Below are 12,550 nucleotides of genomic sequence, written 5' to 3' on the forward strand. Positions count from 1 at the left end.
GGCCATGAATATTGATGAATTCCTTGCTCCGGTTAGCGCGGAGCAGCCCTGCGGTGAAAACCTCGAATATGACGCCGATTTCCAGGCAATGGAACAAGCGATGCAGGGTAAAGCCGAGCAGCAGTTCGGCGACACCATTATCCCGGCGGAACCCGCTGACTGGACGACGGTAGAAAAGCTGGCGGCTGGGCTACTTAGCCGCACCAAAGATTTACGCGTCATGCTGGCGCTGACTCAGGCGTGGACAAAACGCCGCGGCCTGAGTGGTTACGCGGATGGCCTGCTGCTGGTGCAACAGGCGCTGTCGCTTTACTGGCAGCCTATCTATCCGCTGCTGGAAGAGTATGGCGAAACTGATCCGTTTTACCGCATCAATGCGCTCGCGGGGCTAAGCGATAAATCAGCGCTGACCAGCGCGTTACGCAATGCCGTGCTGTTACGCAGTAATGGCGATGAACTGCTGCTGCGCGATGCGCAGGCGCTGCTCGATGGCAGTAAAACCGAATGCGCGGATTATCCCGGCGGCCGTTCGCGATTGATTGATGAACTGGCCCGCGGCGGACAGCCGGGGATAGACGCCATCCTCGCCATTCACCAGCGCTTGCAGACCATCCGCGAAATATTATGCGATTGTCTGGGTGAAAGCGGCGTGCCGGAAATGGAACAACTGCAGAAGACCGTCGGTATCGTCGCCGGCGCCTGCCAGATAACCGATATTTCGTCCTTTCACGCGTCCCGCGAGGAGAGTGCCGTGAGTGAACATCAAGCGATTCCCGACGCGCATGCGCCGTCAGCCGTTGACTGGCGCAGCGCGCAAATCAGCAGCCGCGCCGAGGCGCAGCAAATGCTGGAAAAAGTAAAACAGTACTTCGCCCAGCACGAACCGAGTCACCCTGCGCCGCTGATGATTGAACGGGTACAGCGGCTGATTGAGCTGGATTTTATGGACATCATCCGCGATTTAGCGCCGGACGGCGTTCATCAACTGGAAAACATTTTTGGACGTCGCGACTGACGCGTCCGGACATTATGGCGACAGGCATAAGGTCTGGCGCTCAACCTTTACCGCGCATCTTCGATGGAGAACATCATGGCAATAAGTAAAAGTGGGCAGAAATTTATCGCACGCAACCGTGCGCCCCGCGTACAGATCGAGTACGACGTAGAGATTTATGGTGCGGAACGCAAAATCCAGCTTCCGTTTGTAATGGGGGTAATGGCGGATCTGGTGGGTAAACCGGTCGACAACCAACCCGCGGTCGATGAACGTAAGTTCCTCGATATCGACATTGATAACTTCGACGAACGTATGAAAGCGCTGAAACCGCGCGTCGCTTTCCAGGTCGACAATACGCTGACCAACGAAGGCAAACTGAACGTCGACTTAACCTTCGACAGCATGGACGACTTCCTGCCGGATGCCGTGGCCCGCAAAGTGGAGCCGCTGAACAAACTGCTGGAAGCCCGTACCCAGCTTTCGAATCTGCTCACCTATATGGACGGCAAAAACGGCGCGGAAGAGCTGATTGCCAAAATTTTGCAGGATCCGACGCTGCTCAAATCGTTGAGCCAGATGCCGAAACAAGATGACAGTGCGAAAGGTAGCGAGGAGTAATCGATGAGCAACCCGACTCAACAACATGAGCAGCAGTCCAGCCAGGCCTTTAGCCAGGATGAATTCAGCGTGCTGCTGAACAAAGAGTTTCGCCCGAAAACCGACCAGGCGCGTTCCGCCGTTGAGAGCGCGGTAAAAACCCTCGCGCAGCAGGCGCTGGAAAACACCGTCACGTTTTCCAACGACACCTATCGCACCATCCAGAACCTGATTGCCGGTATCGACGAGCAACTGTCGCGTCAGGTGAATCAGATCCTGCATCATGACGAGTTCCAGAAACTGGAAAGCGCATGGCGCGGCCTGAGCTACCTGGTCAACAACAGCGAAACCGACGAGATGCTGAAAATCCGCTTTATGAGCATCTCCAAGCATGAGCTGGGGCGCACTCTGAAACGTTACAAAGGGGTGGGCTGGGACCAGAGCCCGATCTTTAAGAAAATTTATGAGCAGGAGTACGGCCAGTTTGGCGGCGAGCCATTCGGCTGCATCGTTGGCGATTACTATTTCGACCATAGTCCGCAGGATGTGGAATTACTGGGCGAAATGGCGCGAATCGGATCGGCTGCGCATTGTCCGTTTATTACCGGTACCGCACCGGAAGTGATGCAGATGGAGTCCTGGCAGGAGCTGGCGAATCCGCGCGACCTCACCAAAATCTTCCAGAATACCGAATACGCCGCCTGGCGTTCGCTGCGCGAGTCGGAAGACGCGCGTTATCTGGGGCTGGTGATGCCGCGCTTCCTGTCGCGCCTGCCGTACGGTATTCGAACCAACCCGGTGGACAGTTTTGATTTTGAAGAGCAGACCGACGGCGCGGATCACAACAATTATGCGTGGGCCAACTCGGCGTATGCGATGGCGGCGAACATTAACCGCTCGTTCAAAGAGTTTGGCTGGTGCACCTCCATTCGCGGCGTGGAATCCGGCGGCGCGGTGGAAAATCTGCCTTGCCACACCTTCCCGAGCGACGATGGCGGCGTGGACATGAAGTGCCCGACCGAGATCGCCATCAGCGATCGCCGCGAAGCGGAGCTGGCGAAAAACGGCTTTATGCCGCTGATCCATCGCAAAAACTCCGACTTTGCCGCCTTTATCGGCGCGCAGTCGTTGCAGAAACCGGCGGAATATCATGATGCCGACGCCACGGCTAACGCCCGTCTGGCTGCGCGTCTGCCGTACTTGTTCGCCTGCTGCCGTTTTGCTCACTACCTGAAGTGCATTGTGCGCGACAAAATCGGCTCCTTCCGCGAGCGCGATGATATGGAACGCTGGCTGAACGACTGGGTGATGAACTATGTCGATGGCGATCCGGCTAACTCGTCGCAGGAGACCAAAGCGCGCAAACCGCTGGCGGCCGCTGAAGTACAGGTAGCGGAGATCGAAGACAACCCGGGTTACTACACCGCGAAGTTCTTCCTGCGTCCGCACTACCAGCTGGAAGGGCTTACCGTGTCGCTGCGTCTGGTTTCCAAGCTGCCGTCGCTGAAGACCAAGGAAGCGTAATATGATGCCGCCGGGAGGCGACTCCCGGCAGGTACAACGCCATGGAAGAAGGTAAAGAAATGAAATTATTACCACTCTGCACGCTGGGACTGCTCACGGTGCTGACGCCATTTACTGTCGTCCAGGCGGCTGATGATTCCGCAAATTTACTGCGCGATCCCAATCAACTATCACGTAATGATGTGCGGTTGAGCGGCGAAAAGTTTCTCAAGGCCTGGCTGGCGCAAGACAATACCCAGCAGCAGTTAAAGGCCAATATGTATCTGCTTGGCGTGATGGATGCAACAGAAGGTAAAGCCTGGTGCGGTTATCAGCAGGCACTGCCGGGATCGCTTCGAGAAAGCGTCTACAGCTATTTCAAAAAGCTGCCCGACGAGCGTAAAAAACAGCCTGCGGCGATGCTGATTACCGAAGCGTTGGCGAAGGAGTTGCCTTGCAAACAGGGAGCGACGTCATGAGACCTCTTTATGCACAGCTCAAAATGCAACATTATTCGGCGAATGAATCACGCCCAGGCTATGTACCTCGTGAAACGCTATTTAATGAGATTGGCTATGACGCCAGTGCGCTCATTAAATCAAATCCTGGTTATATGAATACCTGTGCGGTACGTATGAGCCTCGCACTGCTGAAATGCAATGTGAGCTTTAGCGGGCGTTTACCCATAAAAGCAGGCGCTTACAAGGGTAAAAAGATTGAACCGGGCGCCAAGCTATTGGCCGACCAACTGTATAAAAATAACCTGTTTGGGAAAGCTGAGATTTATCAGGAGATACGTCAGGCAGCAGAGAGTTTGCGTAATCGCAAAGGCGTTATCTTCTTTAATAGAATAACCAACTATAACGGTGGACATATAGATCTACTGGAACCCCTTGGCGACAACATGATGCAATGCAACTCTGATTGCTACACCGACTGCAAAGAAATATGGTTTTGGGAATTGAGGTAGCAACCAAAGCCAATTTTTGGGAGTTGCTATGAACAGAATCATTATCAGTCTGCTGCTTGCTAGCAGTGCGTCGGCTTATGCCGGGGACGACCCGGTATTGCTACCTTATAAGCAGGTTGTTAAAGACGTGGTTTTATCCCGCTGTCTGGCGCAGGTCGCCGATGATAAAAGTCAGTTTTCTGTAGATGCTGCGCGCAGTAGCAATGCGTTGCTGGAGTGGGTGCCTTTCGATATTGAAAACGGTAATGACAAAATTAACGCCATTATTGCTCAATACAAAAGTGCCACCAATGGCTTTCATTCCGAAAGACAACCCGCAATTCAGGGCGTCACTTTGAATTGTTTGCGCCTTTATCATAGTACGGAACTGGATAAATTAACTTCCCAGATAATCATCGGTGATCCTAATAAAACATGGAGTCAGGATAACCCGCATTAATTTCAACTTTGCATTCCTGCTATTTCACAGCATGAGTGTTAAGACCAGCAATGGGCTTAAGCCTGTTGCTCTGAGGCAGAGGTAAAATATGGATGGTTTTATTCAGCCCCATGCTTTCCTGTTTGCCATATAAGTGCTTTTTCGAAAGCAATAATTTTCATTAACGAAGAGTAGATATTATGGCTATTGATATGTTTCTGAAGGTCGAGGGTGTAACTGGTGAATCAAAAGATTCTAATCACACCGGTTGGACTGATATTACCTCTTTTTCCTGGGGCGCATCCCAGCCGGGTAATATGAGCGTGGGCGGCGGTGGCGGTGCGGGTAAAGTGAATTTCAACGACCTGCACGTAAATGCGCTGATCGACAAATCCACCACCGCGATTCTGAAGCACTGCTCCAGCGGCAAGCACCTGACCAAAGTTGAACTTTCGGTCTGCAAAGCCGGTGGTCAGCAGGTTGAATATGCGCGAATCACCCTCGAAGATGTACTGGTGACTTCCGTGCAGTACACCGGCGCCGATAACGGCGACACCGTTGGCGTAACCTATGCCTTCCAGGCGGCGAAAGTGAAACAGCAGTACTGGGAGCAGACTTCCGCTGGCGGTAAAGGGGCAGAAAGCAGCGCCGGCTGGAATATCAAAGAAAATAAAGAAGCGTAATTATATTGCTTTAACCGAACCGGGGTGTATTCTCTGGTTCGGTTTAATTCACCAGGGACTAAGTAAATGAAGGGACAATCAAACCTATTACCAGGTTACTGTATTGTACAGCAGCCGGGAACATTGGATTTTCAAGCTCGCTTATTATTCAATAATATCAATTGTGAATCCGCCCGTTACTTTATGCAGCTTAATAGTGATACGCAGTGGTTAAAGCCTGGGCAAATAATGGTCATTAATGACCCGAGTAATCAAAATGCATTGCAATTACAGGCTTTAAAACTTGCAAAGTGTAATGTTAATGGTGTTATGGCTGGGTTGAACTCAGATGAAGCGGGTTTTTTGAATCAGCACTTTGGTACTATAGCAGCATTAACTAATGTTATGGATAAATCTCTTGGAATTGTTTCTGATGCTGGTGAAAGGTATTTCACGGAAATAGAGAGAAAATTAAAAGAAATAGAACTGGCTTATCAAAGGCAATATAGAACCCAAGGGGTTTTAATCGGACAGCAATTTTTCATTGAACGACATAGACTTTTCTCAGAGCTAAACGTACTATTAAACAAGTTATCCAGGTTAACGCTAAAAATAAAGCCATACAATGATCTAAGACATGCACTTGGTTTATCAAGTAAAGCCATTGTCCATGAATGGAGTACGGTAGGAGTTGGTTCTATTCGTGGTTATTCGACATATGTTAATAATGCTGCAAAAGCTGCTCGCTTTCTTAAGGCTGGAGGGTGGCTCGCCATTGGTTTTGCCAGTATTAATACGACTAATGAGGTATACAATGCTTGCAGCGTGGGAAGAGAGCAAAGCTGCTCTAAAATAGCTGTAAAAAAATATAGCCAATTTAGTGCAAGTCTTGCTGGTGGCATTTATGGAGGTAAATATGGAGCAATGGCTGGAGCTGGTGTATGTGTGACCTTCGGCATTGCTACTGGTGGTCTCGGGTTACTCGCATGCTCTATTGCTGGGGCCGCAGCAGGTGGTTATATTGGTGGTGAAATTGCTGATGGGGCTACCGAATATATCATGGATAAATTACTGTGAATTTAGAACTATTATTGTTAACTCTTGTTGTAATATTATTTCTCATTGTTGTGGTAATGGATCTACTTAGCTCACGGTTTTTTAAAAAACATGAGAATGATTACAATCATCTCCTTTCTGAATATCGACGAAAAGGATACGACCTTGACCTCGTGACAAATTATGCATCATTTTTTGGTTCGTTCGCAAACTATCAAAAAATAATTTGGTTTATTCGTCTTCGTAAAGGCGTAAAAATGAAATTCACCAATGTGCGTTATGTGCAAAGTGAAGCTTATGAATATATACGAAATTTGCCAGATGACGAGTTTGACTGGATGTTGAAATTACATCGGTATTATATAATTCAGGCATGTGTTTTCACTTTATGGATTGTGATTGGTCTAATTTTTATAAGTTATATTGAATAGTTTTTCTCAATTCGCTTTAGTGTCGGGTTAGTCATTTCCACTTGATGAGTGTTAATTTCACATACTGAAATACAAAGCTTCACATAGTGTGGGTATATGTTTACAGATAAAGCCCTAAGCTATATTATGGATATGATTTACATACTCTTCTTGTTTGTGTTTTTTATCTCTATTATTTTTTCTTTTTTATTTTATCGTCGCCATACGAAGCAAGTAGAAGCAATGTGCCTATTACTCGTGCAAGAGGGACTGCTTAGTACTCAAGATTATGAGTTTTGGCAGAGGTTAGGATTCTGGGGATTTAGTTTTCGCGTGGCAATGGTTTCACGAATTCATAATGGCAAGCCAGTTAAATTGAGTAATGCCAAAATACTGGATGCCAGGGAAGGTCAGCGTTGCATCGCAAACTTCGAACTCGACTGGATTCGTAATTATTATAAATGCGTTACTATAATGGCTATTGAGTTCTTAGTGCTTCTGGTATGGACGCTTATGCGTTAACTAAAATGTCTATTGTTAGTTATCACCTCATCATTTCTTCATTTTTGTTTGTTGCAGTATTTGTAATGTTGATTATCTATCATGATTATTATAAAAAACACGATCAGGAATTAGCTGGCGCTTTCGAATTATTACGGCGGAACGGTTTTCTTGATTACCAGGATTATTATTTATATGAAAAGCTGGGGTTACCCGGTTTCGGTTTTCGAGCATCATTAATGGCCGCAATTCTTAAGGAGAAAAAGATAAAAAGAAAAGGGGGCGGTTGGCTTAAGTCTGGGGCGAGTCAGTTAGTCAGAGAATATTATGACATTTCCTTGCTACAGAATTTTCAGCGCCTGACTTGGTTAATGTTATTTTTATTTACGGTGATGTTCATCCTGGCCTTGCTGGGCGATAATTAGTTCGCTAAATTTACTTCTCTTTTTTTTCTAAATGACTCTATAACTCGCCCGCAAACGCCGCCGTTCTTATTCCGAGAGCGGCAGCGTTTGTGCGCCAATCATATCAGCAGGAATAGGCTATGCGATTCACGATTATTTCGACCAAAGCCGGTCATCAGCCCCCGCAGGGCAGCTGTGACTTTTACGCGCCGGGCGGTACCATTGGGCGCGGTACGGACAATAACCTGGTGCTGCCGGATGACGACCGCGCCATTTCTCGCCTGCAGGCCATCGTTCACGTGGCGGCAGACGGCGAGTGCAAAATTACCAATCGCGGCAACGTGACGCGGGTGGTACTCAACGAGATCCCGCTGGAGCGGGGGCGTCAGGTTGAACTCCAGGATGGCGATATCCTCGCCATTGACGACTATCGCATCGAAGTCAGCGATCTGCTGCAGGATAGCCAACCGATAAGCCGAATGGCGGCGAGCGGTCAGCCGCCTGTCACTGCGAAACCGTCGACACCCGCGCCCTCCGCAGCGCCCACCGTGGCGGAAGCCGCGCCAACCGCGGTACCGTCAGAAATCTGGGATAGCCTGATGCAGGAATTCTCGATTGCCGACAGCATCTCCAGCAGCCGGGCTAAGCCGCAGGCCGATAATGCGCCTAATCCCTTTGCCGAGCCGAAGCCTGCCGAACGTAATCCGGAAGATCCGCTGGCGATGTTCGCTGATAGTGAACCTCTGTTTGAGCGCCCGCCGGTGGCGACGGACGACCTGTTTGCCGATGACACCCCATTTGATCGCGACAGTATTTTTGCCGACGTTACGCCAACGACGCTGGTGCCGCCAGTTGAAAAACCGGCTCAGCCTGTCGCCGATGAGCCGCAGGCAGAATTGGATCCGCTGGCGCTCTTTGGCGGCGACGCCAGCGCCAAAACCGCGCGTCATGACGATCCGCTGGGGCTAATGGGCGGCGCGCCGCTGACATCGGTAGATGCCTTCAGCAACGAAGAGCCTGCTAAAACGGTTGCCGACGAGCCTGATGCCGCTTTTGATTCGCCATTATTGATGGCCCAGCCGCCGCAGGAGCCGCCCGCGGCAGCGCGTGAAGAAGCGCCGGAAATAACCTTACCGACACCGCAGGCCGTGGCGCGGCAAGCCGCCCAAACGCCAAAAGGGCGCTTGCGTATCGATCCCGTACGTCATGAACATCAGGCGACCAGCACGCCGCAGCCGGGTAACGGCGAAGTGCTGCAGGGAGAGCTACTGGAAGCCTTACTGGAAGGCATGGGGCTCGGCGATATGCAGCCGGTGCCGCAGTTCGACAAAGAGAATATGCGGCAGTTTGGTCAAATGCTGAGCATGTTCTCGCAGGGAACCGTCGCGCTGCTCTCTTCGCGTTCGATCCTCAAACGCGGCGTCAAAGCCGATATGACCATGGTACTGGACGACGCCAATAACCCGTTCAAGCTGTTGCCTTCGGGCAAAACCGTGCTGATGCAGATGTTCGGCGCGCGGATGCCGGGCTTTATGCCGCCGAAAAAATCGGTGCGCGATGCGTTGATTGACCTGCAGGCCCATCAGTTAGGGATGATCTCGGGGATCCGCGCCATTATTGCCGCGATGCTGCAGTCCTTTAATCCCGAGCAGCTGGAAGAAGAGGCTAAGCGCGATGGCCATACTTCGCGCCTGGCGCTTCCGGCCAGCCGCAAAGCGGCGTTATGGGACTATTTTGTCCGTACCTACGGCGAAACCGCCGGGGAAATTGAAGACGATTTCCACACCCTGTTTGGCGAAGCGTTCCTCTATGCCTATGACATGGAAGTGAATCAGTACAAAGACTCACAGAGCGGATCGGAAGAATAATGGACATTACCACGGCTTCTCTTTCCCGCCAGGGAACGCGCGCCAGCAATCAGGATCAGACCGGCGAATGCGTGGGTGAGCGCTCCGCCTGCTTTGTGGTCTGCGACGGCATTGCCGGGTTGCCCGGCGGCGAGGTGGCGGCGGAACTGGCGCGCAACGCGATTCTGGATCGGTTTGACGGCGATAATCATCTGAACGCCCAGACCATTCGCCAGTATGTACAGCAGGCCAACGGCGCCATTCTCCAGCAACAGCAGGCGACGCCGGATTATCGGCGAATGGGCACTACTCTGGTGAGCCTGTTTATCGATCGCGATTATAAGCTGGCCTATTGGGCCCACGCCGGTGATAGCCGGTTATACCTGTTTCGCCGCGGCTGGCTGTACCACGTCACCACTGACCACAGTCTGGTCCAACAGATGAAAGATGCCGGACATCAGACCGACGATATTAACAGCAACCTACTGTACCGAGCGTTAGGCATGGCCAGCGACGGTGCGGAAGCCAGCTATAGCGATGTGGTGCCGGTCGAAGACGGCGATGCCTTTTTGCTCTGTACCGACGGTTTCTGGCACGGCGTCGGCGAAGAGCAGATGAAATCCTCCCTGCAGATGGTTAATACCCCGCAGGAGTGGTTAACCCTGATGAATCAGTATCTTCAGAGAAACAATGACGGCGACCAGGCCTCGCAGGACAACTACAGCGCCGTCGCGGTATGGATGGGCAGTCCGGAAGAGGCGACGCTGCTGCACTCGCTGGCCGACGCCGCACAATTTTTCCCCCTGCGGGATTGAGACAGGCTAAGAAGGATTTTTATGAAACATTGGATATTGGGTGCGGCACTATTTGCCGCCACCGGCGTCGCGCAGGCGGAAAACTACCGTATCGTGCAATCGCCTTCGCAAAAACTGGATGTCTGGATCGATAACATCAAGGGCAATACCGCGCAGAGCTGGTGCGCTAATGAAGTGGCGCTACGCATCGTCGCCAATGGCAATAAGAACGTCAAGATACTGGATAACTTCCTGCCGCGCGTCGGCGCGTTAATGGAGCATCAGTGTTCGCGTTTACAGCAGCTGAACTGGACGCTGGTTGACGCTAACAATGGGCATATCGCCCAGGGGAGCGCGGCGAAAAACAAAAAATGGGCGGTAAAAGTCGCGCCCGCCGAGACCGCCGCGGCGGCGGAAAAGCCCGTCGCGCCAGCCTGGCTGCCGCCGGAAGAGAAGGCGGAAAAACTGTCTCCCGCCGCCGACCGCACGCCGTGGCAGGAGTTCACATTGCAGGGCGGCTGTCGACTGCGCACCTTCTGGCAGGAAAACGCCGCCGCCTTATTCATCCCCGCCGTTGAATCCGGTAGTTGCGAAAAGGGCGGCTGGCTGAGCGGTCGCACCGTCATCACTCAATCCGTTAACGGTAAAGAAAAGCAGAGCACCGTGACCTTCGTACATGGTTTCCCGGTCCTGGGTCTCAATGCCGCCGCTGACCCCAATAAACTTCTGATCACCGCGGTCAATAATCAACGCATGGTAGTCAGCAATGAAAACGCTCAACAAAGCTGGATGATCCTGCCCTATGTCGCCGGGCAAAACGGTTGGCAGATGACCGGCACGCTGGCTATCGAAATGTCCCAGGAACTGGCCAACGATCCGTCGCGTCTACAGGCGCGGATAGAGGCGGCGCGTAGCGTCTGGACGCCGTGGCTGGCGCCGGATATTAAACTCAACGTTGTGCTTATCGACGGCCTGCACCCGCTGCTGCGTAACCCGGCGGTCGGCGCATGGCGCGCGGCAAACTAAGGAGCGACGATGAACACGCTATATCAACAGCTGGCTGGCGAAAGCGTCGGCGCGGCGCTGCAACGCCTGGAAAGCGAGATCAAAAGCCGTCCCGCCGATGCCGATTTACGTGCGGCGTTCGTTCAGTTTCTATGCCTGAGCGGTAACTGGACGCGCGCGTTGGCGCAGCTAAAAAGCTGGCTGGCGCTGAAGCCGCAGGCCCAGCCAACGGTCACCCTGCTGGAACAGAGCATTCAGGGCGAGCAGCAGCGCGATGCGGTATTTGCCGGTAGCGCCCGCCCGCAGATGCCGGACAGCCAGTGGCCGTGGCTGTCTGCGCTGGCCTCCGCGCTTTGTTCCGATTCAGAAACCGCCCAGCGACAGCGGCTGGCCGCCTTTGAACAGGCGCCCCTTAATCCTGGTAATCTCAATCAGACGGATACCCCCGCGGTCGCTTTTCACTGGTTGATGGACGGCGACGCGCGTCTGGGCCCGGTTTGCGAACTTATCGTCAATGGCCGGTATTGCTGGCTGCCGTTCGCCGCTATCGCCGAAATTCGTTTTCAGGCCCCGGCGAGCGTCACCGATCTGGTGTGGCGCCATGCGCTGGTGCGCCTGACCGATGGAAGCGAGCAGGTGTGTCAGATCCCCGCGCGTTACCCTGTCACGCCGCAGGCGGAAGCACGCTTCCAGTTAGGCCGCGCCACCGAGTGGCAGCCGCTGGACGACGAAGGCGCGCTGTATCAGGGCCACGGGCAGAAAGTGTGGCTTAACGATAACGATGAATTCCCGATTCTCTCTCTCGACGTGGTGAGTTTTGCATGAACAAACCGGTACGCGACGGTGACGCGCTGCGCAGCGGCTGGCAGGCGCGTAGCAAACAAGAGACCATTGGTGCCCGCGATAAGATGCAGCCGTCGCTGCTCGACCGCCTGACCGATAATCAGCCGCAGAAAAAATCGGAGCCGCTTAACAGCAACCTGATCACCCACAGTACGCTGCGCCGTCACGTGCTGCGCGATCTGCAGTGGCTGTTTAATACCATCAATCATGACGATCCGCAGGCGTTGGACGCGCTGGCGCACGTGCGCCGTTCGGTGGTTAATTTCGGCGTCGCGCCGCTGGCCGGGAAACGGATGTCGGATATTGAGTGGCAGGATATTCAGCGCAAACTTACCGAGGCGATTATCAGCTTCGAACCGCGCATTCTGCCGCAGGGGCTGCAGGTCCGCTGTATTTCTGATACCCAGTCACTGGATTTACATAATGTCCTGTCGATTGAAATTAAAGGGCGGCTGTGGTGCGTACCGTATCCATTAGAGTTTCTGTTCCGTACCGATGTGGATCTCGAAAATGGCCACTTTGAATTGAAAGACGCGGGGTAAC

At 52.6% G+C, this 12,550-nt stretch carries 15 protein-coding genes; all 15 read left to right on the forward strand.

All coding sequences use genetic code 11. The features are described 5' to 3' along the window. Nucleotides 1–4 precede the first annotated feature (4 nt). Nucleotides 5–1,015 carry a type VI secretion system protein TssA gene (tssA, locus tag ABLU86_RS06485; RefSeq protein ID WP_015366558.1) on the forward strand — a complete coding sequence of 337 codons (1,011 nt, stop codon included), beginning with the start codon at nt 5–7 and terminating at the stop codon, nt 1,013–1,015. Between the two features lie 75 nt (nt 1,016–1,090). After that, nucleotides 1,091–1,615 (forward strand): type VI secretion system contractile sheath small subunit, encoded by a 525-nt coding sequence (gene tssB, locus ABLU86_RS06490; protein WP_015366559.1) that lies wholly within the window; start codon nt 1,091–1,093, stop codon nt 1,613–1,615. A 3-nt stretch (nt 1,616–1,618) separates the two neighbouring features. Further along, complete coding sequence (tssC, locus tag ABLU86_RS06495) at nt 1,619–3,118, forward strand: type VI secretion system contractile sheath large subunit (RefSeq protein WP_348796003.1); 1,500 nt, start codon at nt 1,619–1,621, stop codon at nt 3,116–3,118. 59 nt (nt 3,119–3,177) lie between these two features. After that, entirely contained in the window at nt 3,178–3,576 is a 399-nt protein-coding gene (locus tag ABLU86_RS06500; protein ID WP_224404338.1) for a Rap1a/Tai family immunity protein, read from the forward strand. Further along, nucleotides 3,573–4,067 carry a T6SS effector amidase Tae4 family protein gene (locus ABLU86_RS06505; RefSeq protein ID WP_015366562.1) on the forward strand — a complete coding sequence of 165 codons (495 nt, stop codon included), beginning with the start codon at nt 3,573–3,575 and terminating at the stop codon, nt 4,065–4,067. Before ABLU86_RS06500 ends, ABLU86_RS06505 begins: the two co-directional genes overlap by 4 nt. Nucleotides 4,068–4,095: 28 nt before the next feature. After that, complete coding sequence (locus ABLU86_RS06510; protein WP_032714531.1) at nt 4,096–4,506, forward strand: T6SS amidase immunity protein Tai4 family protein; 411 nt, start codon at nt 4,096–4,098, stop codon at nt 4,504–4,506. 179 nt (nt 4,507–4,685) lie between these two features. Beyond that, nucleotides 4,686–5,168: a type VI secretion system tube protein Hcp gene (locus ABLU86_RS06515; protein WP_015366565.1), complete on the forward strand. Its 483-nt coding sequence runs from the start codon at nt 4,686–4,688 to the stop codon at nt 5,166–5,168. 66 nt (nt 5,169–5,234) lie between these two features. After that, a complete protein-coding gene (locus ABLU86_RS06520) occupies nt 5,235–6,224 on the forward strand; it encodes a hypothetical protein (protein ID WP_032714530.1) in 990 nt (329 codons plus the stop codon). Between the two features lie 506 nt (nt 6,225–6,730). Next, entirely contained in the window at nt 6,731–7,135 is a 405-nt protein-coding gene (locus ABLU86_RS06525) for a hypothetical protein (RefSeq protein ID WP_047042614.1), read from the forward strand. Beyond that, nucleotides 7,117–7,539 carry a hypothetical protein gene (locus tag ABLU86_RS06530; protein ID WP_015705457.1) on the forward strand — a complete coding sequence of 141 codons (423 nt, stop codon included), beginning with the start codon at nt 7,117–7,119 and terminating at the stop codon, nt 7,537–7,539. Before ABLU86_RS06525 ends, ABLU86_RS06530 begins: the two co-directional genes overlap by 19 nt. A 119-nt stretch (nt 7,540–7,658) precedes the next feature. Next, complete coding sequence (gene tagH, locus ABLU86_RS06535; protein WP_348796004.1) at nt 7,659–9,386, forward strand: type VI secretion system-associated FHA domain protein TagH; 1,728 nt, start codon at nt 7,659–7,661, stop codon at nt 9,384–9,386. Then, nucleotides 9,386–10,180 carry a protein phosphatase 2C domain-containing protein gene (locus ABLU86_RS06540; protein ID WP_015705455.1) on the forward strand — a complete coding sequence of 265 codons (795 nt, stop codon included), beginning with the start codon at nt 9,386–9,388 and terminating at the stop codon, nt 10,178–10,180. The genes tagH and ABLU86_RS06540 overlap by 1 nt, the downstream gene beginning before the upstream one ends. 21 nt (nt 10,181–10,201) lie before the next feature. Continuing rightward, complete coding sequence (locus ABLU86_RS06545; protein ID WP_047076424.1) at nt 10,202–11,185, forward strand: hypothetical protein; 984 nt, start codon at nt 10,202–10,204, stop codon at nt 11,183–11,185. Nucleotides 11,186–11,194: 9 nt separating this feature from the next. Beyond that, complete coding sequence (locus tag ABLU86_RS06550; protein ID WP_015366569.1) at nt 11,195–11,989, forward strand: type VI secretion system accessory protein TagJ; 795 nt, start codon at nt 11,195–11,197, stop codon at nt 11,987–11,989. Further along, nucleotides 11,986–12,549 carry a type VI secretion system baseplate subunit TssE gene (gene tssE / locus ABLU86_RS06555; protein ID WP_015366570.1) on the forward strand — a complete coding sequence of 188 codons (564 nt, stop codon included), beginning with the start codon at nt 11,986–11,988 and terminating at the stop codon, nt 12,547–12,549. The genes ABLU86_RS06550 and tssE overlap by 4 nt, the downstream gene beginning before the upstream one ends. Nucleotide 12,550: the final 1 nt, after the last annotated feature.

The organism is Klebsiella sp. JN_Kp121 (assembly GCF_040062145.1).
Classification (GTDB): Bacteria; Pseudomonadota; Gammaproteobacteria; order Enterobacterales; family Enterobacteriaceae; genus Klebsiella; species Klebsiella aerogenes.

What these genes read in the sequence shown, in the direction of transcription:
- tssA (WP_015366558.1), top strand. Translation starts at nt 5, where the DNA reads ATGAATATTGATGAATTCCTTGCTCCGGTTAGCGCGGAGCAGCCCTGC.
- tssB (WP_015366559.1), top strand. Translation starts at nt 1,091, where the DNA reads ATGGCAATAAGTAAAAGTGGGCAGAAATTTATCGCACGCAACCGTGCG.
- tssC (WP_348796003.1), top strand. Translation starts at nt 1,619, where the DNA reads ATGAGCAACCCGACTCAACAACATGAGCAGCAGTCCAGCCAGGCCTTT.
- ABLU86_RS06500 (WP_224404338.1), top strand. Translation starts at nt 3,178, where the DNA reads ATGAAATTATTACCACTCTGCACGCTGGGACTGCTCACGGTGCTGACG.
- ABLU86_RS06505 (WP_015366562.1), top strand. Translation starts at nt 3,573, where the DNA reads ATGAGACCTCTTTATGCACAGCTCAAAATGCAACATTATTCGGCGAAT.
- ABLU86_RS06510 (WP_032714531.1), top strand. Translation starts at nt 4,096, where the DNA reads ATGAACAGAATCATTATCAGTCTGCTGCTTGCTAGCAGTGCGTCGGCT.
- ABLU86_RS06515 (WP_015366565.1), top strand. Translation starts at nt 4,686, where the DNA reads ATGGCTATTGATATGTTTCTGAAGGTCGAGGGTGTAACTGGTGAATCA.
- ABLU86_RS06520 (WP_032714530.1), top strand. Translation starts at nt 5,235, where the DNA reads ATGAAGGGACAATCAAACCTATTACCAGGTTACTGTATTGTACAGCAG.
- ABLU86_RS06525 (WP_047042614.1), top strand. Translation starts at nt 6,731, where the DNA reads ATGTTTACAGATAAAGCCCTAAGCTATATTATGGATATGATTTACATA.
- ABLU86_RS06530 (WP_015705457.1), top strand. Translation starts at nt 7,117, where the DNA reads ATGGACGCTTATGCGTTAACTAAAATGTCTATTGTTAGTTATCACCTC.
- tagH (WP_348796004.1), top strand. Translation starts at nt 7,659, where the DNA reads ATGCGATTCACGATTATTTCGACCAAAGCCGGTCATCAGCCCCCGCAG.
- ABLU86_RS06540 (WP_015705455.1), top strand. Translation starts at nt 9,386, where the DNA reads ATGGACATTACCACGGCTTCTCTTTCCCGCCAGGGAACGCGCGCCAGC.
- ABLU86_RS06545 (WP_047076424.1), top strand. Translation starts at nt 10,202, where the DNA reads ATGAAACATTGGATATTGGGTGCGGCACTATTTGCCGCCACCGGCGTC.
- ABLU86_RS06550 (WP_015366569.1), top strand. Translation starts at nt 11,195, where the DNA reads ATGAACACGCTATATCAACAGCTGGCTGGCGAAAGCGTCGGCGCGGCG.
- tssE (WP_015366570.1), top strand. Translation starts at nt 11,986, where the DNA reads ATGAACAAACCGGTACGCGACGGTGACGCGCTGCGCAGCGGCTGGCAG.